Source organism: Aquicella lusitana, from assembly GCF_902459475.1.
GTDB classification, from domain to species: domain Bacteria; phylum Pseudomonadota; class Gammaproteobacteria; order DSM-16500; family DSM-16500; genus Aquicella; species Aquicella lusitana.
This window is the reverse complement of the sequence record NZ_LR699114.1, coordinates 1,070,309-1,089,685: the sequence shown is the minus strand read 5'-3', so window position 1 is coordinate 1,089,685 and position 19,377 is coordinate 1,070,309. Positions and strand designations below refer to the sequence as shown.

The window sequence follows — 19,377 nt, the reverse complement described above, 5'->3', positions numbered from 1 at the left end:
TATGCGTAATATTACCCATTTTGTCAATTTTTACCAAGGGAACGTACCATGGCCGGCAATCTGAAGTGGCAGCAGCGCGCACAAAAAATACAGGGGGCATTGATCGCAGGAAATCACCTATCAGCCATTTTTAAAAGTGGAAATCAGCCTTGGGATTGATTGGCATCAAAGCCCAATATTTATTATAGCCAGCCAGCTGAAGTACACACTCAATATCCTTATTCATTTTTTTTGGTATATGATGTTTATCAAGCATCGAAATGGATTGGATAAAATGCAAAATATTTTTTGACGTTTGCAATTGTATTAGAGCCTTATGCATCAGACTATAGGGGATCTTTTTATCACTATTCGCAAATATTTTTTGCGAATCCAAAGCGAGAATTTCATATTCTTTTACTAATTCGGTTAATTGTTTATTAAACGATTGCTGATAACTGATCAGTTTTTCTATCAAGGGCCGCGCTATCTCTTTATACTCATCAAGCAAGTCGGTACGCATCGCATATTTCTTTTCTAAAAGCGCCAACCGTTCTAGCAATTCTTGCTGATGAGTCATGATGTAAGCTGTTCGACAAATTCCTATTTTGGTTTGCTCATGCTGCTCATCGCTATCCAGGCAATCCATTCGATTAGGGTTATATTCCATGTCCCAGCCCAACCCAACAGCAAGTAAGAGCATATTTTTTGTAACATAACAGGTGCGGCAATTCACGTCGTGAAATAGATGAAGGATTTCCAACTCATGCGCCAAATCATCAATTAGGTGAATGCACTCATCTACGGTTTTAGCTTTTACGATAGCATTATTATATTCAGCGATCGCATCCTGAGCATATTTTTGCGCCAACTTTGCCTCAGGGGGAAAAATATAAAATGTTTTACCTTCTTTTGTTATTTTATTAAAAATATCGTCTGCAAGCGAATCAATATCCTTTTCCTTAAAATAATGGCTATGTCCTACTGCATGATCCCTCGCATATTTTACCTTAAACTGATATTCGGCTTTTGTTGACTGGAAGCGCGTTTTTTTCGACATATCGCTAAAAAAATTTCTTAAATTGCTCCAAAACATCTGGCTATGTGGCTCAACCTGCTCCATTGGTTTATAGTCTTTTATGAATTCGGTTATGATCTTTTCTATATCACTTCTTTTGATGTCTTTATATTCTTGTTGGATTTTTTTACAGGTATTTTCTATTGCCAATGCAACAGTATTGACGAATTTGTCAGGATAGGAAGCGTTGAAAGGTCCCATATTGTAAGGAAGTGAAGTTGACATTTCCATGCAAAATCTTGAGACGATATTTATCTCACTCATCTCGCCTAGCACAAAACCGTTTTCTTTGTTGTCTTTTTTGATGCGCAGCAAAAGTCTTTTGATTCCTTTTTTGCTGACTGTATCGGGCGCCAAGGGAAAACAGTTATATCCTTCCCTGAATACACCGCTTTTTTTATCTTTATGATGTTTAAATACACTTTGACTTAATACATCATGCAGGCGCGTTATATCTTGCATTTGTACCAGCGGCTTTTTAATACTAGTTGAGGTGAGATATTCACAGACAACATTTGTGACGGCTTGAAACAAATCAGATACACACCCTGGTTCGCGGTCATGGTATTCGCGCCAGATCTCTAGCAGGTAATCAAACAATTTATGATCCATGAACAGCAGAAAATATAACCTCGGATCAAGTTGGCTTAAATAAAGCAGAGGTGGTGTAGATAACTGTAACGCTTCGACATTATTAGGATCATATTGAAGTTTTTTAATGTGATTTTCTTCATGTTTCGCTAAATCAATTTGTTCGGCCGGAAAACGCACGCCTCTTATGTGTATCGCTTTAATCGAATCAGCAATGACCTGCTCATCCGCTTTTTCTTTTTTTGTACGCATTGCTTCCAGTTTTTCCTTATCCATTTCTATTTCAGCAAGACCCAGCACTGGCTGCATAACTGGCAATGCCTTGTTAATGGCTTGTTGCGCTTCTTCCAGGGAAGGATAAATTTTAAATTCAGTATCGTACGAATTTGCATTCAATAGCTTATTGCCTATCCACTGCAGGCTATTTTTCTCGCTATATTTGGTAGGCAAATATTTGATAACGACATATAACGGCATAGGCGCACCTCATTATTATTCATTATAGTATGAGATATTTCCAAAAAGGCGCAGTGTACAGTATTACCATATGAAAAATAATGTTATTTTATAAATTCACCCCTTGCGCAATTCTTCTGACACTGTCCAAAATATCTTGTAAAATACGCTCGTTAAAAAATAACGATAAAGGTGCGTCTGGCATGTCTTCTTCCAAATTTAGTGCCTTGGCCGTGGTGGTTTGCCTTTTAGGTGCATCATTTTACATGTATGAGTTTATTCTCCAGGTTTCGCTGGGTGTCATGACCAATGAATTAATGCGTGACCTGAGTCTGAATGCCGCGAGTCTCGGTATCGTGTCTGCCTTTTTTTATTACGCTTATATGCCTATGCAAATACCCGCTGGTCTGTTACACGACCGTTTTGGCCCCCGTCGCATTCTGACGTTTGCCATTCTGGTTTGCGCCTTTGGCGCACTTTTTTTCAGCTTCAGTTACAGCATGTGGCTGGCATCCGCCGGTCGGTTCATGATGGGCATGGGGGCAGCTTTTTCATTTAGCGGCGCCCTGATGTTAATTGCCCGCTGGTTCCCCGCCGGGTATTTTCCCGTGATGACAGGAGTTGTGCAGTTAATGAGCTCCATCGGCGCCATCACTGGAGAATTGCCGCTTGCAATCGCGATTCACCGCTGGGAATGGCGGCCTACGATGCTCTATCTTGCCCTGCTGGGGATAGGTCTTGCCTGCCTCGTATGGCTCATTGTGCGGGATTTTCCGCCTGGACATGCTGCCACCCCATATTCCCCAGGTGACCGCCACCGACCTGCCCATCAGGGCGATGCTATTCGCCTTAGCCGGGTGTTTGGCCGAATGCAGTCATGGTGGGTTGCCCTTTATTCCTTCCTGATTTGGGCGCCCATTGCCGCCTTTGCTGGCCTCTGGGGCGTGCCTTTTCTGTCTGCGGCCTACCACATTACCATCGCCAACGCTTCAATGGCCTGCGCTGCTATCTGGATCGGGATTGGCTTTGGCTGTCCTTTTATAGGATGGCTATCAGAGCGCATTCGGCGACGTCTGGTTGTTCTCACCACTTGCGGGGTGCTAGGTATCATTGGTTCCATTTTGACCATTTTTTTATCCTGCCTACGCCCCTTCTTTATCTTTCCCTTTTCATGCTAGGCTGCGCGGGCAGTGGACAATCTCTTGCTTTTAGTGTGGTACGCGACTCCAACCATCCATCCCTCATCGGTGCTGCCATAGGATTAAATAATATGGCAACGGTCGCAGGCGGCGCCATTCTGCAACCTATCATCGGCATTATCCTGCATAAGAATTGGAGCGGCACCATGGCGGACGGCTCACCTTTTTACACCCTGAACGATTATCGGTTTGCCCTGTTTATTATTCCTGTCAGTTATGTACTTGCCACCTTTATCAGCCTGTACTTTATTAAGGAAACTTATTGCCAGCAGGCATTTTCTCACTACCCGAAGGAAGGACATTTGCATTAATGAACAATGCCTCAGGACGAGCTTTGTTATTTGATGGACTCATAATATTGCTCGTCAGTATTTTGTTCATCCTCTTGCTGATGACAACACATGCAGGCTTATATCCCACGGTATTTGCAGACGAGTGGTTATATAGCAGCTCTGCGAGGCTTCAGCCGCTCTCTACATCCATTACGCCTTCTTATTTATTTCTACTATTATTTAAAACCACAAATTATTGTGGACCTGATTTTTTGATCTGTGCCCGTTGGATTAACACTTGTTTTTTTTCGCTTTCATCCCTGTTTATTTATTTGATTTCACGCCAGGTGATTTCTTCCCGTGGCACAGCTATTTTAGTAGCCCTACTTTCCCTCGCAGCGCCCGTTAATTCATACACCGCTTATTTTATGCCAGAGGCCCTGTATTTCTTTTCATTTTGGGTTTGGGCATGGTTCGTGCTGAGCCGGCTGCATCAAAGCGCGGCTTTGTTAGGGAGCGGAAGTGGATTCCTGTTAGGCATCATGGCTTTAATAAAAATGCATGCCCTGTTTCTTATTCCAGCCTTCATTCTTTTCTTGCTCCTATTAAGCCATTTCAAGTCAGATCAAATGAATCTGCGAAAAGCAGCCTGGACTATCTGCTGGATGGGGATGGCTTTTATTTTGATACGCGCGTCATTAGGATTCATCCTCGCTGGCTCAGCTGGGTTGAGCTTAATTGGCAGCAAATACCAGCGTAATTTCTATTCGTTATTAAACATCAATCATCTATCCTATTTACGGCTGCTTAGCATCCCCTTGGCGGGTCATTCTGCAGCGCTAGCTTTGCTCTTTGGCGTGCCACTCGCTACTATGCTCAATTTCAGGCACAAGCAGAAAGTGACAAGCCAGCACAGTTTGCAACTGCTCGCCATCGCCTGCCTTATCTCGCTGTTATTTATCACCGCCATAACAACTGTAGAGGTCACCGGATGGAATCCATATGATGTCATTGGCCGTCTTCATCTGCGTTATTACAATTTCATCTTCCCTTTATTTGTAATAATCGCATTTGCTGAAACCCATTCAACGTCAAACACAGCTTCTTTCTACTGGAAACTGCTTGTTGTCAGCCTACTCAATCTGGGCATACTGTATGGATTTTTTTACTTACCGACCCGATACGTGATTTCCTTTATTGACTGCCCTGAGCTATTTGGCTTGTTATATAATTCAACCCTTTTTAAATGGCTATGCATTCTTGCTTTAGTCAGTCTGTGGCTATGGACGGTTCATCAAAAATATGGCGCAATATTTTATGTTTCAATCTTCTTACCTATCATGCTGCTTACAACAAATCACTATGTTCGCTTGGAATTAAAAGAGGAACGGCTTTTTCATACCGATGTTTACGATCGCGTTGGACAATTTGCCCATATTTGGCTAAATCGGGAAGCTGCACGGTTGGCGGTAGTTGGCCCAGAACTGGGAGGATTATTCAAGGCGCTTTTCTACATTGATAATCCGAAGACTGCCGTGAGTGAATTGCCGCTTGGTACACCACTTGAATTTGCCAACATACCTGCTGATAAAACTTGGGTATTAATGGTTGGAAATTATCCCTTGTTGGGAAATTATCAAGTTAAATTCTCCATGGGCGATTACACACTGGTCAGGCTAAAAACTGTAATGCTCTCTGATTTAAATAAAGTACCGAGCGCAAAGCGATTTTAAATCCGCCAGCGTTTCACAAGCATTAACGGCGGCACAAAAATCAGTTCGATTGGCTAAGGGACGGGCATAATATTTAGCGAGCTTCCTCGCATGCAGCATAGAAAATTTCTCACTGCCCAACAATGGAATAAGCGATTCAATATGTTCAAGATAGATCACACTAATTTCATTGAGAGAAGGAAAAGTAAATTTTTGTTGGCACATTTCTGCCATGAGTTGTTGAATCAGCCAAGGCTGGCCCACACCGGCACGCGAAATCATCGCGCCCGCGCAACCCGTTGCAAACATTACCTTCAATGAATCAATGCAAGCAATATCGCCGTTACCGATCACCGGGATAGAAAGCTGTTCAACGAAAAATTGAATTGCTTCATGACGGCATGGCGTTTCATAGTGCTCCGTCCAGTGACGTCCATGCACTACCAAAAAGTCGGCTCCGGCATCACACACTACCTGCGCAATTTCCTGATTAAATTTTTCATTACCGCCTTCCACGCGAATTTTAATGCCCACAGGCACATGCGTATGGGATTTCATTGCTGTGATTAGCTGATAAAGTTTCGGTGCATTCATTAACAAGCTTGAGCCAGCGCCCCGGCTACGAATTTTTTTAACTGGACACCCGCAGTTTAAATCGATCAAATCTGCGCCTAAATCGGTTATTTTTTTTGTCGCTGCTGCTAATTCGACTGGATCGCTACCGGATAACTGAAAACAGACTGGCCCTTCTTGAGGGTGTTTGGCTGTAAAACGTTGAAGTGACGCCATGGAGCGATGAAGTAATGTCTTACAGGAAATCATTTCGCTGCAGGAAAAAGCCGGTTGACTGTACCGCCAAGTCAACTCACGGAAAGGCGCGAGGCTGACACCAGCCAGCGGTCCTTGAATTAAATTGATAGCAAACGTCTTGTTCCCAATTCGCAATGGTTTAAACAACGTCACTACCTCTTCCACTCTTCTGCTGTCAGCGCCCAGCGTTCGTGATCACGCCATTCATCATTAATTTTTAAATAGCGCAGTGAATATCCCTCTTTACGAAAACCATTTTTCTGTACCAAATAAATGGAGCGTACGTTGCCTGGTTGTATATTCGCTTCAACGCGATGCAAGGCTAATACATTAAAGGCATAATCCAGCACCAATTTCATGCCCTGGCTCATGTATCCTTTGCCTTCCTGACCTGAAAAAGCATAATAACCCAGATAGGAATTTTGAAAGCAGCCACGTACGATTTCACTGAGATTAAATACGCCCAGTATTTCATTCGTACGACTCATTACAAGAAAGCTTTTATTACTCGGCTGGCTGAAGCTGCTGAGATACGCTTGATACGCTTCATGCGTTTTAGGCGCGCTGGTCCATGGATGATGCAATGTTTCACTACGCAAGCTAGCTTGGATAAAAGCGGTTTCGTCTGCAAGTTCGGGTGCTCGAATAAAAATAGTCATGGCCTTGCCTTAAATATTGCCTATAAAAGGGTGCACCTATGCTCTTTGCCAAGATTTCCTGGCGGACTTTTTCTGTCAGGCGGATTAAAAAAAGTCATACTCGGCCGAAGCATAATAGGCGGATTCTTCTTCATAAACTCAAAATAGGCAGCCAATTGAGTAGTAAATTGGCTTTGTAGCAAGGAAGTTGAATACAAAAGAATGGGGTCAGGATTATCTGCAAAAAGCATTTCGATTGTGTTTTGCAGCCTGTTTTCACTGTTATATTCATGTAGGTTAGTTACATTTAAAAGCGTCACGCAGGCATTCTTATCCTTCATAAAATTGACAAGCAGACTAACTTGCTCAACATCAAACATATCAATATTCGTATAAGCGAAATTTAATTGTGCAAGAACTGATTTGGCATTAACAAATCGTTGGTCAGAATACAAAAAATATCTCTCTCCCAATCTCTCGGCATAATAATCCAAGTCTCTCTGAATTAGTTGTCTATTAAAATTTCGCGCTGGCAGTAGCGGTGTTCCGTCAAAATAAAGTTCGTTAAATTGGCTTCGTGAATCAGCTTTCATCATACATTGCCGCATATAGGAGATATGTTCGTGTACTCTATAATCTATATCATTGCAAATCACCAGATCTGCATGTTGACTCAATTCCGGTAGGATTGAAAGAATATTTGATTCGCCAGTCAGAATGGCAATGCGCAATTTTGAAGTTTGATGCGGCTTCAAGGCATCCATTTTTTCAAGTGTTAGATTAAAATCGTATTCATTTGAAAAGGGGTAAAATCGTTGCGTAATATCATAGCTATGATGAACGCCACCATTTTTTTGCAGCGATGCATTATTAAATTTATTAAAGCACTCACTCAGTTCCTGACACAGTTTATCTTTTCGCTGAGGTAACATAGCCTATCCACGATTTTAATTAATTGGGAAATCATTATAATTTCTTCATATTAAGAAAGAATTAAACAAATGTCCTAGCCTGCATGGTTCTGACTGCAACATAGGGGCTTCAACTAATTTCAGTAGCGACCCATAGGTGTTCTAAAAAAAAAGCCTGTTACGTAGCGTTACGTAACAGGCTTAATGAAACGAGAGTGCAAATAAGTTTATTTATCTTCACCTTCGCTTTCATTACCATTGCTAATATGATCTTTAAACAAATCACCCAGCGTGGTTTTCAACGTATCAGCTGACTTTTTCTTCTTGCCAGCGGCAGCAGTAGAAGCAGCAGTCTTACCCGTTGCTTTTGTCGATTTTTTAGCAGGTGCTTTTCCATCCTTTGCTTTAATGGAAAGCGTAATCGCATGGACTTTTCTATCGGTGCCCATGATTTTAGCTTCCACTTCATCACCCACTTGCAGCTTGGTACGGACATCGTCTACCTTCTCGGCAGCGATTTCAGAAGCACGCAATATACCGCGTATTCCTTCAGCAAGTTCAACAACGGCTTGCTTCTGGTCAACTTCTACTACTTTACCAGCTACAACGGTGCCTTTTTCATTTTCCATCAGGTAATTAGCCAGCGGATCTTCTGCCAGCTGTTTTAAGCCCAGCGCAATACGCTCACGTTCGACATCAATCGCTAGAATAACCGCTTCCAGCTCGTCACCTTTCTGATATTTGCGCAGGGTTTCCTGTGCTTCAGCTTCACTCCAGGCGATGTCGGACAGATAAATCAATCCGTCAATGCCGCCTTCCAGTTCAAGGAAAATACCAAAGTCAGTGATCGATTTGATTTTACCTTTAACATGCTCGCTTTTTTCATGGTTCTCAGCAAAGGCAGCCCATGGATTGGAGGTGCACTGTTTGATACCCAAGGAAATACGTCGACGATCAGCATCCACATCCAGCACCATGACTTCAACTTCTTGACCTAGGTGAACAACTTTATTTGGATTAACGTTTTTGTTTGTCCAATCCATTTCTGAAACGTGAACAAGACCTTCGATGCCTTCTTCGATTTCAACGAAGCAGCCGTAGTCGGTGATGTTGGTCACGCGGCCTGAGATTTTTGATCCCACTGGATAGCGGTGGCTGATATCCTGCCACGGATCGCCGCCCAATTGTTTGAGGCCTAATGAAACACGCACATTGTCGCGGTCAATCTTCAGGACTTTCACCTTGATTTCATCGCCGATCGCTAAAATTTCACTCGGATGCTTGATGCGTTTCCATGACATGTCGGTAATATGAAGCAAACCGTCTACACCGCCTAAATCAATAAACGCGCCATAATCGGTCAGGTTCTTGACGATCCCTTTGACTTCATCACCTTCGTTAATATTTTCAAGTACGGCTGCACGTTCCACGTTGGATTCGGCTTCGAGTACAGCACGGCGGGAAACAACGATGTTATTTCGCTTGGGATCAACCTTGATAACTTTGAATTCAAATTCCTTGCCTTCAAAACTTTCAGGATCACGTATAGGTTTGACATCCACTAAAGAGCCAGGCAAGAAAGCGCGGACTTTGTTAATCTCAACAGTGAAACCACCTTTGACGCGGCCAACAATGACACCGCGGATAGTTTCTTTAGATTCGTAAGCATGTTCGAGATGCGACCAGGATTCCAGTCGTTTTGCGCGTTCACGGGAAAGACGGGTACTGCCAAATCCATCTTCCAAAACTTCCAATGCAACTTTAACTTCATCGCCGACTTTGACTTCCAGCTGACCGCTTTCATCATAAAACTGTTCAATGGGAATATAGGATTCGGATTTTAAACCCGCATCAACAACAACATATTTATCTTCGATACGCTCAACCGTCGCCGAAATAATTGCACCCGGCAGCATCGGGGTTTCAGATAGACTTTTTTCAAACAATTGCGCAAAAGTGTCGCCCATAAATGTACTTCTCAACTCAATTTTATACCTTGTCTTGTTCACTCGAATAACTTGCGCACAATACCAAGGAGGTTAATCGTTTATAATCTTTACTCTGCTATCCAAGTTCCAGCGAATTCAATCGCGGGGGTCAAGGTAGCAGGAAAGGCCTTTTTTTGCTTAATCTCGAACAAAATTCGTTCGACTACTTGCTCGATCGACAGATGGTCTGTGTTGACACTGATTGCATCTTCGGCTGGTTTCAGGGGGGCAACCGCGCGTTCCTTATCACGTTTATCCCGCTCTCGCAGCTCTTCGATGAGGTCGCCTAGGGTAACACTAATACCCCGTTCCTTCAACTGGTTATAGCGCCTTAAGGCCCTCTCTTCGGGGCTTGCCGTCAGGAAGATTTTAAGCTCGGCATCAGGGAAAACCACTGTCCCCATGTCCCGCCCATCCGCCACCAGACCCGGGGCTTCGCGAAAAGCACGCTGCCGACTCAATAAGGCTGCCCGAACTCCCGATAAAGCGGCAACAATGGAAGCCGCATTGCCCATCTTCTCGGTACGAATGGTTTCAGTTACATCTTCTCCCTCAAGAATAATCTGTGATGCAGTACTCTCTTGGGCTATAAATTGAACATCCAGGTGCTCTGCCAGTACTTCAAGCGCTTTTTCATTATCAAGCGCCACGCTATGCTTTTGAGCCGCCAGCGCCAGCACCCTGTAGAGGGCGCCGCTATCCAGAAACTTCCATCCAAGACGTTTTGCCAGCAGCTGACTGACCGTGCCCTTGCCAGTGCCGCTTGCTCCGTCAATGGTAATGACAGGTTCCTTTTGGTGGATCATTCTTTCTCTTCTCCTTTAATGTTTGCAATACGTTCGAGGCTCACCAAAGCTTCGCCCTCGCCCAATTGAATCAGCCTGACTCCCTGGGTGTTACGGCCGATTAAGGAAATTTCAGCGACGGGTACACGAACGAGGGTGCCCTTGTTGCTAATCAGCATCACTTCGTCTTCCGGATTCACTTGAATGGCACCCACTACTTTGCCATTTCGTTCGTTAACCTGGATAGAAATGACCCCCTGGCCGCCACGTCCGCTTAGCCGGTACTCATCCAACGCAGTGCGTTTGCCGTATCCGTTCTCTGTTACAGTGAGAATATCGCCCAGCTGCGCAACAATGAGGGAAACGACCCGCTGGTTTTCCTGTAATTTCACGCCGCGCACACCCACTGCCTGTCGTCCCATACAGCGTACCTTGTTTTCGGGAAAGCGCACGACTTTGCCGGCATCAGTGAATAACATGATATCGTGATTGCCATCGGTGATTTCAGCATTGACTAGACAGTCTCCCTCATTCAGGGCAATGGCAATAATGCCTGATGAACGTGGGCGCGAGAAATCAACCAGTGAAACCTTTTTAACCAGACCCATGGCGGTTGCCATGACGACATACTGCTGCTCCCCGTATTCACGGACGCGCAGGAAGGCATTTATTTTTTCACCTTCCGCCAAAGGCAGTAGATTAATAATGGGACGGCCGCGTGCGGCGCGATTTGCTTGGGGTAATTGATAAACCTTGAGCCAGTAAACTTTGCCATGGTTAGTAAAACACAAAACTGTGTCATGCGTCCTGGCAATGATCAGGTGTTCGACAAAATCTTCTTCCTTCATAGTGGTTGCAGATTTACCGCGTCCACCACGATGCTGAGCCTGATAGATATCAATGGGCTGGGTTTTGACATAACCTTCGTGAGAGAGTGTTACTACCACCTCTTCATCTGGGATCAGGTCTTCGATCAAGACATCGCCTTCTTCAGTGGCGGCGATTTCAGTACGACGCTGATCACCAAACTCTTCTTTTACAGCGTTCAATTCTTCACGAATAACTTGCATCAGACGAGCCGGATTCTGCAGAATCTCAGTCAGCTGTTTGATTTCTTCTTTCAGTTCCTTGTGCTCGCCAATAATTTTGTCCTGCTCAAGCCCGGTCAAGCGATTCAAGCGCATATCTAAAATAGCTTGCGCCTGCTCTGGAGAAAGACGATAACCCTCTTCCGATAGACCATATAACTCGGTCGTGCGAGTAATCGTATCCTGGCTGCCTGCGCGCGTCAGGATTTCAATTGTTTGCGCAGCCTGCCAAACTTGTTTCATCAAGCTGGCTTTTGCTTCACCCGCATCTTTTGCCTGTTTGATCAGGATAATCATTGCATCAATGTTGGAAAGTGCAACAGCGAGGCCTTCTAAAATATGGACGCGATCCCGTGCTTTTTGTAAATCAAACACCGTGCGTCGTGTCACTACTTCACGACGGTGGCCGATGAAAGCGTCAATCAATTCTTTAAGATTCAGAACTCTTGGTTGTCCATCTGCCAAGGCCACCATGTTAATCCCATACACACTTTGCAGTTGCGTATGCACGAATAAGTTATTCATGATGACATCAGCATTTTCACCACGGCGAACTTCAATGACAACCCGCATGCCCTGCTTGTCGGATTCATCACGCAATGCCGTGATACCTTCGATTTTCTTTTCCTTTACCAGTTCTGCGATACGTTCGACCAATCGCGCTTTATTGACCATATAGGGCAGCTCAGTGACAATGATGCGGTCCTTGCTGCCTTTTTCATCGGTTTCAATGTGGGTTTTGGCTCGGACAACAACCCGTCCGCGACCCGTCAGATAAGCCTCGATAATGCCATTTTTACCCTGGATGATGCCGCCTGTTGGAAAATCTGGACCCGGAATATGCGCCATTAAGTCACTGATAGTGATGTCAGGCTTGTCGATAGAAGCAAGGCAGGCATTAATCACTTCAGTCAGGTTATGCGGTGGTATATTAGTCGCCATACCCACCGCGATACCGGAAGACCCATTCACCAGCAGATTAGGAATGCGGGTGGGCAAAACCGAAGGCATCATTTCATTCTCATCGTAATTGGGAACAAAATCGACGGTTTCTTTTTCGATGTCTGCTAATAATGCGTGAGCGAGCTTGGACATCCTGATTTCGGTATAACGCATTGCGGCAGCAGCGTCGCCATCAATCGAGCCAAAGTTTCCTTGGCCATCGACCAGCAAATAACGTAAGGAAAAAGGCTGCGCCATACGCACAATGGTGTCATAAACGGCTGTATCACCATGAGGATGGTATTTACCAATGACGTCACCAACGATTCGCGCTGATTTTTTATAAGGCTTGTTCCAGTCATTGCTGAGCTCGTGCATGGCAAATAAAACACGGCGGTGAACAGGCTTTAAACCATCGCGAACATCGGGGAGCGCGCGCCCCACGATCACACTCATGGCATAGTCAAGATAGGATTTTTTAAGCTCGTTTTCTACACTGACTTTCTGGACTTCTTTAGCGATTACATTATCCATAGCGGGTTGCATTTTATGTGAATTTTAACCGCTGAATTATATCACGAATAATGGTTTTTCTATAGCTTTTACGAATGGGAATGTTTGATTTTTAATGGCGGAGATGGATTCCAGGTCTAGCGATCAGCCCGGAAGGCGGGCAAGCTGCGCTTACCCGCCCAATATGGCTGCGCCCCGATAATAGGGAGCAGAAACAAAACAATTTCTACTTATTTACAGCAGCATCCCTAAGCGCGCGTCTTAATATCTTCCCAACATTGGTCTTGGGAAGTTCGTCGCAAAACTCAATCTGTTTGGGCACTTTATAAGGCGTCAGATGCTCATGGGCATACTTGAAAATATCGTCTTTTGTCAAATTGGGATCATCTTTCACAATAAAGGCTTTCGCGATTTCACCTGAGTACTCATCTGGCAGCCCTACCACCGCGACTTCACGAATACCCGGTAATTTCGCCAGTACATCTTCCACCTCATTGGGATAAACATTAAATCCTGAGATCAGAATCATGTCCTTTTTGCGTTCCAGCAACCGGATGAAGCCTTGCTCATCAATTTTGGCAATATCCCCGGTTAGCAGCCAGCCGTCTTTCGTAAACACTTTCTCGGTTTCTGCAGGGTTTTGCCAATAGCCTTTCATTACTTGAGGGCCTTTAACCGCTAATTCGCCCGGCTGGCCTATAGGCACTTCATGGCCGTTTTCGTCTAGAATACAAACATCCGTTGAAGAAACTGGCAGTCCGATTGTCCCATTGTAAGCATCCAGGTTAGCAGGATTGATGGTCACGCAGGGGGAAGTTTCAGTCAGGCCATAAGCTTCCAGCAGCGGTGCACCTGTTAGTTTCTGCCACTTTTCTGCTACAGCTCTTTGCACAGCCATACCACCACCTAAGGTAAGCCGCAAACGGCTAAAATCCAGTGTTGCAAAGGCGGGATCTTTCATTAGTGCATTAAACAAGGTGTTAACGCCGGTAATCGCTGTAAATTTAAACTTTTTCATTTCCCTAATAGAACCGGGTATATCTCGGGGATTGGTGATCAAGACATTTAGCCCGCCTATCTTGCTAAAAAACAAGGCGTTCGCAGTCAGTGAAAAGATGTGATAAAGCGGAAGCGCTGTGATGATCGTTTCCTGGCCTTCTGATAACAAGCTTCTAAACCAGGCATCCGCTTGCTGCAGGTTGGCAATGACGTTGCGATGCGTCAATATCGCCCCTTTGGAAACTCCCGTCGTCCCGCCAGTATATTGTAAAAAAGCGGTATCATTATTTGTCAGAGGAACTTTAATAAAAGGCAGCTCTTTACCTCTTGCGAGCGCTTTCCTAAAGGGAATAGCACCGGGAATATCCCATTGCGGAATCTTTTTATAAATATATTTCAATACTAGATGCGTCATCCACCGCTTAAAGGGAGAAAAGAGATCGCCTAGATCAGTGATAATGACATTTTTGAGTGCAGACACCCGCGGCAGCGCTTTCTGCACAGTAGAAGCAAAATTCGTCAATGCCACAATGGTGGCAGCGCCCGAATTATTTAGCTGATAAGCCAGTTCATCTGCGGTATAAAGCGGATTAACATTAACCACTACTAGACCTGCACGCAGCGCACCAAACAAGACGATGGGATATTGCAGGATATTAGGCAGCATGATTGCAAGTCGATCGCCTTTTTTCAGCTTCAGTTCATGCTGTAAATAAGCGGCAAATTCACGGCTGTATTCATCAAGTTGGGCATAGGTAAGTGAAACACCCATGTTATAAAAAGCGGGCCGATCTCTGAATTGCTGGCAGCTTTGTTCAATAACTTCCGCAAGCGACTGGTAAGCATCAGGGTTAATCTCGGCAGGCACCCCTTGCGGATAACTCTTCAACCAGATTTTTTCCACACTCAATAGTTCCTTTTTGTATTCCTTTAACTGCATGTAGCGATATTCCGTAAACCAATGGGGTTAATAATGAAGTTTTAAATCGGGACGGCCGGATTTGAACCGGCGACCACTTGCGCCCCATGCAAGTGCGCTACCAGGCTGCGCCACGCCCCGTTTAACAGACAAATTTCCGTCTAAGCTAGAGAAAGCGAGAGGATATCTTATTCTTCAACACTTTTCCTGTTTTTTTTTAATAAAAAATACGGAAAAGTTTTGAAGAATCGATCGGCTCTAAATTTCTAATGGCTTGTCGTCAATTCCGCTTGCAGATTTTGCAAAACACTTTCGAGTTCTGCAATAACTTTTTTCATCATTGCATCAACTTTTACCGAACGGCCGGCCGCATCGTCGGTATTAGACAGTTGGGTCCGCGCGCCTTCGATGGTAAAACCGTCTTCGTAGAGCAATTTCCTGATCTGACGGACAAGAAGAATATCCTGTTGCTGATAATAACGCCTGTTGCCACGGCGTTTGACTGGTTTTAACTGCGGGAACTCCTGCTCCCAATAGCGCAGCACATAAGCTTTCACCGCGCACAAATGACTCACCTCGCTAATCGTAAAGTACAGTTTATCAGGAATGGGAGGCAAGCCTTGAGATCGAGTTTGTTTACGCTTCACCTTGACCACCCTGCTGCCCTTGAGTTTCTTTGCCTGCAAATTTTTCTACCCGCGCCTTCAATTTCTGTCCGCAATGAAAAGTAACAACACGCCTTGCGGTAACGGGCACTTCTTCACCTGTTCTGGGATTTCGGCCCGGACGTTCTTTTTTATCATGCAGGGTAAAATTGCCAAAGCCTGATATCTTTACCTGCATTCCCTTAATCAGGGAATCGCTAACGAATTTAAAAAACAATTCAACAATTTCCTTGGCTTCGCGATTGGTTAATCCGATTTCCTCGTCCAGATGCTTTGCAAGATCTGCTTTCGTTAACGTCGCCATATCAGCTCCTTAATTCAGCTCCTAATTGTCCTTTTAACGCCATGATCACCCGTTCCATTAACGCACTTACCTCATCGTCGACCAGTGTTCGTGTAGAGTGCTGCAAAATTAACGCCAACGCGATACTCTTCAGGCCAGGGGGGATACCTTTCCCCTGATAGACGTCAAAAATAAAAACGTCTTTTAACCAATCACCTGCGACTCCCTTTATTGTATCCTGAATATCTTTCGATGGTATAGTCTGATTTACCAGGATGGCAAGATCCCGGCGGATTTCCGGATATTTGGAAATCTCATGAAAGCGAGACAAAACGGGCTTATTGAGCAAATTTAGATCCAATTCGAACACAAAAACCGATTCGGACACATCAAGCGCTTGCAGCACAGAGGGATGAAACGCACCCATTATTCCTATTTGTTGTTCCTGGTAATAAATGCCGGCTGTCTGGCCAGGATGCAGGGCTGGATGGGTTTCTGACGTAAATGTCACTTCAGCGTGGGGATAACAGAGGCTGATAAGATTTTCAATATGGCCTTTCAAATCATAAAAATCGGCAGCTCTTGCAGGCTCGCCCCATTGTTCTGGGCAGGCAAAGCCGGCTAACAACCCGCCTAGCCGTGGCTGCTGCAGAATCTCCTTACCTCGGGTCACAAAGCAGGTACCCAGTTCAAATAATCGCACCCGGTGCTGCTGGCGGCTTTTATTATAGAGAAAGGCACTCACTAGGCCCGGCCACAAATTGGTACGCATGACTGTCATATCGGCTGTGATCGGATTGGCAATCTCACGCGGGGTTTCTTGAGGATCCAGTAAAGCCTGCAACCGCTTTTCTACGAAGCTGTAAGAAATAATTTCATGGAAGCCCTGGTCGCTCAACGCCTGGCGGAGTTCATGGCTGTCTGGCGTATTTTCAGCTGCCGAAATGACACGTAATTCAGTCTTCATGGTATGAGTAGGAATGTTATCGTAGCCATACAAGCGTGCGACTTCTTCAATCAGATCTTCCGGAATGGAAAGGTCAAAACGGTAGGAAGGCACATGTACCAGCCAGTTTTCTTTTTCCCGTTTCCATGTGAACGAAAGCAAATTAAAAATGTTTTCAATTTCTTTCTCTGAAATCGTGATGCCTAATACCCGCGCGATTTTTTCAGGCGCAAGGGTAATCATACGTTCCTTGGGCAAGTATGCCTTGCTCATTTCGTTAATAAGCGGACCCGCGTTCCCACCGGCGATCTCCAGTATAAGTTGTGTCGCGCGTTCAATGGCTTCCTGCTGTATGGCGGGATCCACACCGCGCTCAAACCGGTAAGCTGAATCCGAGTTCAAATTATAATATTGCCGCTGACGTGCTATTACTTGAGGGGAAAAATATGCGCTTTCCAACAAGATAGAACGAGTTAATAAAGTAACACTTGAATCCATGCCGCCCATCACGCCTGCGATGGCTAGCGGCCTTTCATGATCCGCAATAATGAGCGTCTCGCTATCCAAGTCTTTTTCGCTGCCATCAAGCAAAGCTATTTTTTCGCCTGACCTGGATTGCCGTACAACAATGCCCTGCTTGATGGTATCCAAATCAAAGGCATGCATGGGCTGTCCCAATTCAAGCATGACATAGTTGGTGACATCTACAATGGGGCTAATAGAACGGATGCCACTTCGGCGCAAACGTTCTTTTAACCATGTTGGTGTGGGCGCGTCTGCTTTTACACCGTGAATAACACGACCGACATAGTGTGGGCATGCGGATTTGGCCTCGATGGCTATAGGCAACCTTTCCTCTGTGCTAGGCACTGGCTTTTTAAAAGTGACTTCATTTAAAGGTGAACCTGTCAGCGCTGCTATCTCACGCGCCATGCCACGTACGCTTAAGCAATCTCCACGATTGGGAGTTATTGAAATATCAATGACATAATCATCAAGGTTCAAGTAAACTCTTATGTCCTGACCGATGGGTGCATCGTGTGGAAATTCCCATAGGCCCTGGCTTTCCTCAGCAAGGCCGAGTTCACGAGCGGAGCAAAGCATGCCCTGGGATGTTATGCCACGAATAGGAGTAAGGTTGATAATTGTCTTATCTGGCAGAATCGCATTTACCCTGGCAACTGGCACTTTCATGCCCGCTTTCACATTAGATGCACCGCAAACAATTTTCAGGGTGTCAGGCTCCCCGATATCTACTTCGCATACATGCAATCGGTCTGCTTCAGGATGCTTTTCTACCGTCAGCACTTCGCCTATTACAATACCGGTAAAATATTCGGCAGCCGGCACCAGTTCTTCAACTTCGAGACCCGCCATTGTCAGGGTATGACATAATTCTTCATGGGTTAATCGCGGATTAACCCATTCTCGCAACCATGATTCGCTCAACTTCATAGGATATTTCTTCGTGTAAAAACTGTCATGCCAGCGAAAAACAGTCTTCCGCTAACACTGCTGGAGATCAGCTTACGCTTGCATGACACTTCTCAAAACTGCTTCAAGAATCGCAAGTCATTCTCAAATAATGCGCGCAAATCACTGATGCCATACCGCAACAGGGTTAAACGATCCACCCCAACGCCACAAGCAAATCCTCGATAACGCTCGCTATCGATTCCTGCACCTTTAAGCACATTAGGATGCACCATCCCACAGCCCAATACTTCCAACCAGCCTGTTTTTTTGCAAATGCGACACCCTTTAGCATTACAGTTTAAGCAGCCGATATCCACTTCCGCTGAAGGTTCAGTAAAAGGAAAATAGGACGGACGGAAACGAATAGGAACGTCGGCAGAAAAAAATTCACGAAGAAATTGCGTCATTAATCCTTTCAAATCCGCAAAGGAAATCGCTTCATCCACCATCAGGCATTCCATTTGATGAAACATGGGCGTATGTGTCATATCAAAATCTCGGCGGTATACTCTTCCCATTGCCACTATACGCAAAGGCACGGACATTTTTTTCATCGCGCGGATTTGCACGGTAGATGTGTGTGTGCGCAGCAGCAACCCATCAGGGAAATAGAAAGTATCCTGCATCGCGCGAGCTGGATGTAAAAGTGGAATATTAAGTGCGGTAAAGTTATGGAAATCATCTTCAATTTCCGGCCCTTCTACAAATGCAAAACCCATTTGAGTGAAGATGCTGCGTATTGCTTCAAATGATTTAACAAGCGGATGGATGCTACCAAAGTGTTGCGATCGCCCCGGCAAGGTCACATCAACAGACTCGGATGCAAGCTGATCCGCAATTTGAGCCTGCTTTAACTCAGCATCGCGCTGCTCAATCAGCGTCTGGATTTTATCTTTGGCAATATTTACTTTTTGGCCGATAAGAGGACGTTGTTCAGGAGGGAGTTGGCCAACGGTTTTCAGGTATTCTGTTAATTGACCTTTTTTTCCAAGATATTGAACGCGGCAATGATCCAGTGATTTTAAATCAGCTGCGGCTTGTATCGCTGATTCGGCGTTTCGTAAGATTTCTTCTAAAACTTCCATCTAGCATCTCCATTCGCTCCTATCATCTACCTGGCAATACCA

At 44.9% G+C, this 19,377-nt stretch carries 15 protein-coding genes and 1 tRNA gene; 3 read left to right on the top strand and 13 right to left on the bottom strand.

Annotation, left to right across the window (positions count from 1 at the left end):
• Positions 1–130: 130 nt before the first annotated feature.
• The gene (locus AQUSIP_RS05020; protein WP_114833361.1) at positions 131–2,125 is read right to left on the bottom strand and encodes a hypothetical protein; all 1,995 of its coding nucleotides are present in this window, start codon (positions 2,123–2,125) and stop codon (positions 131–133) included.
• Positions 2,126–2,307: 182 nt separating this feature from the next.
• Here AQUSIP_RS05020 and AQUSIP_RS05015 point away from each other — a divergent pair, with 182 nt between their 5' ends.
• From AQUSIP_RS05015 to AQUSIP_RS05010, 3 genes are all read left to right on the top strand, one after another.
• On the top strand, positions 2,308–3,282 hold the full coding sequence (locus AQUSIP_RS05015) for an MFS transporter (protein ID WP_232058638.1): 975 nt from the start codon (positions 2,308–2,310) through the stop codon (positions 3,280–3,282).
• A gap of 92 nt (positions 3,283–3,374) precedes the next feature.
• A complete protein-coding gene (locus AQUSIP_RS12480) occupies positions 3,375–3,614 on the top strand; it encodes a hypothetical protein (protein WP_232058637.1) in 240 nt (79 codons plus the stop codon).
• The gene (locus AQUSIP_RS05010) at positions 3,614–5,308 is read left to right on the top strand and encodes a glycosyltransferase family 39 protein (protein ID WP_114833360.1); all 1,695 of its coding nucleotides are present in this window, start codon (positions 3,614–3,616) and stop codon (positions 5,306–5,308) included. Before AQUSIP_RS12480 ends, AQUSIP_RS05010 begins: the two co-directional genes overlap by 1 nt.
• On the opposite strand, the gene AQUSIP_RS05005 is transcribed toward AQUSIP_RS05010, so the two are convergent.
• The 12 genes from AQUSIP_RS05005 to pheS form a co-directional block, all read right to left on the bottom strand.
• Entirely contained in the window at positions 5,276–6,250 is a 975-nt protein-coding gene (locus AQUSIP_RS05005) for a tRNA dihydrouridine synthase (RefSeq protein WP_170131722.1), read from the bottom strand. The genes AQUSIP_RS05010 and AQUSIP_RS05005 overlap by 33 nt on opposite strands.
• Entirely contained in the window at positions 6,250–6,756 is a 507-nt protein-coding gene (locus AQUSIP_RS05000) for a GNAT family N-acetyltransferase (RefSeq protein WP_114833358.1), read from the bottom strand. Before AQUSIP_RS05000 ends, AQUSIP_RS05005 begins: the two co-directional genes overlap by 1 nt.
• A gap of 20 nt (positions 6,757–6,776) precedes the next feature.
• The gene (locus AQUSIP_RS04995) at positions 6,777–7,667 is read right to left on the bottom strand and encodes a hypothetical protein (protein WP_114833357.1); all 891 of its coding nucleotides are present in this window, start codon (positions 7,665–7,667) and stop codon (positions 6,777–6,779) included.
• 206 nt (positions 7,668–7,873) lie between these two features.
• A complete protein-coding gene (gene rpsA / locus AQUSIP_RS04990; RefSeq protein ID WP_114833356.1) occupies positions 7,874–9,613 on the bottom strand; it encodes a 30S ribosomal protein S1 in 1,740 nt (579 codons plus the stop codon).
• 89 nt (positions 9,614–9,702) lie between these two features.
• A complete protein-coding gene (gene cmk / locus AQUSIP_RS04985) occupies positions 9,703–10,440 on the bottom strand; it encodes a (d)CMP kinase (protein ID WP_114833355.1) in 738 nt (245 codons plus the stop codon).
• Positions 10,437–12,983 (bottom strand): DNA gyrase subunit A, encoded by a 2,547-nt coding sequence (gyrA, locus tag AQUSIP_RS04980; RefSeq protein WP_114833354.1) that lies wholly within the window; start codon positions 12,981–12,983, stop codon positions 10,437–10,439. The genes cmk and gyrA overlap by 4 nt, the downstream gene beginning before the upstream one ends.
• 205 nt (positions 12,984–13,188) lie before the next feature.
• Entirely contained in the window at positions 13,189–14,865 is a 1,677-nt protein-coding gene (locus tag AQUSIP_RS04975; RefSeq protein ID WP_147277450.1) for an AMP-binding protein, read from the bottom strand.
• 82 nt (positions 14,866–14,947) lie between these two features.
• Positions 14,948–15,021: transfer RNA gene (locus AQUSIP_RS04970), tRNA-Pro, on the bottom strand.
• Between the two features lie 125 nt (positions 15,022–15,146).
• Positions 15,147–15,527 (bottom strand): MerR family transcriptional regulator, encoded by a 381-nt coding sequence (locus AQUSIP_RS04965; protein WP_114833352.1) that lies wholly within the window; start codon positions 15,525–15,527, stop codon positions 15,147–15,149.
• Positions 15,517–15,849: an integration host factor subunit alpha gene (locus AQUSIP_RS04960; protein WP_114833351.1), complete on the bottom strand. Its 333-nt coding sequence runs from the start codon at positions 15,847–15,849 to the stop codon at positions 15,517–15,519. Before AQUSIP_RS04960 ends, AQUSIP_RS04965 begins: the two co-directional genes overlap by 11 nt.
• Position 15,850: 1 nt before the next feature.
• Positions 15,851–18,229 carry a phenylalanine--tRNA ligase subunit beta gene (gene pheT, locus AQUSIP_RS04955; protein WP_114833350.1) on the bottom strand — a complete coding sequence of 793 codons (2,379 nt, stop codon included), beginning with the start codon at positions 18,227–18,229 and terminating at the stop codon, positions 15,851–15,853.
• Between the two features lie 92 nt (positions 18,230–18,321).
• Positions 18,322–19,335: a phenylalanine--tRNA ligase subunit alpha gene (gene pheS, locus AQUSIP_RS04950; RefSeq protein WP_114833349.1), complete on the bottom strand. Its 1,014-nt coding sequence runs from the start codon at positions 19,333–19,335 to the stop codon at positions 18,322–18,324.
• Positions 19,336–19,377 lie beyond the last annotated feature (42 nt).

Coding starts and splice junctions, on each gene's coding strand:
- AQUSIP_RS05020 (WP_114833361.1), bottom strand. CDS start 2,125: ATGCCGTTATATGTCGTTATCAAATATTTGCCTACCAAATATAGCGAG.
- AQUSIP_RS05015 (WP_232058638.1), top strand. CDS start 2,308: ATGTCTTCTTCCAAATTTAGTGCCTTGGCCGTGGTGGTTTGCCTTTTA.
- AQUSIP_RS12480 (WP_232058637.1), top strand. CDS start 3,375: ATGGCAACGGTCGCAGGCGGCGCCATTCTGCAACCTATCATCGGCATT.
- AQUSIP_RS05010 (WP_114833360.1), top strand. CDS start 3,614: ATGAACAATGCCTCAGGACGAGCTTTGTTATTTGATGGACTCATAATA.
- AQUSIP_RS05000 (WP_114833358.1), bottom strand. CDS start 6,756: ATGACTATTTTTATTCGAGCACCCGAACTTGCAGACGAAACCGCTTTT.
- AQUSIP_RS04995 (WP_114833357.1), bottom strand. CDS start 7,667: ATGTTACCTCAGCGAAAAGATAAACTGTGTCAGGAACTGAGTGAGTGC.
- rpsA (WP_114833356.1), bottom strand. CDS start 9,613: ATGGGCGACACTTTTGCGCAATTGTTTGAAAAAAGTCTATCTGAAACC.
- cmk (WP_114833355.1), bottom strand. CDS start 10,440: ATGATCCACCAAAAGGAACCTGTCATTACCATTGACGGAGCAAGCGGC.
- gyrA (WP_114833354.1), bottom strand. CDS start 12,983: ATGGATAATGTAATCGCTAAAGAAGTCCAGAAAGTCAGTGTAGAAAAC.
- AQUSIP_RS04960 (WP_114833351.1), bottom strand. CDS start 15,849: ATGGCGACGTTAACGAAAGCAGATCTTGCAAAGCATCTGGACGAGGAA.
- pheT (WP_114833350.1), bottom strand. CDS start 18,229: ATGAAGTTGAGCGAATCATGGTTGCGAGAATGGGTTAATCCGCGATTA.
- pheS (WP_114833349.1), bottom strand. CDS start 19,335: ATGGAAGTTTTAGAAGAAATCTTACGAAACGCCGAATCAGCGATACAA.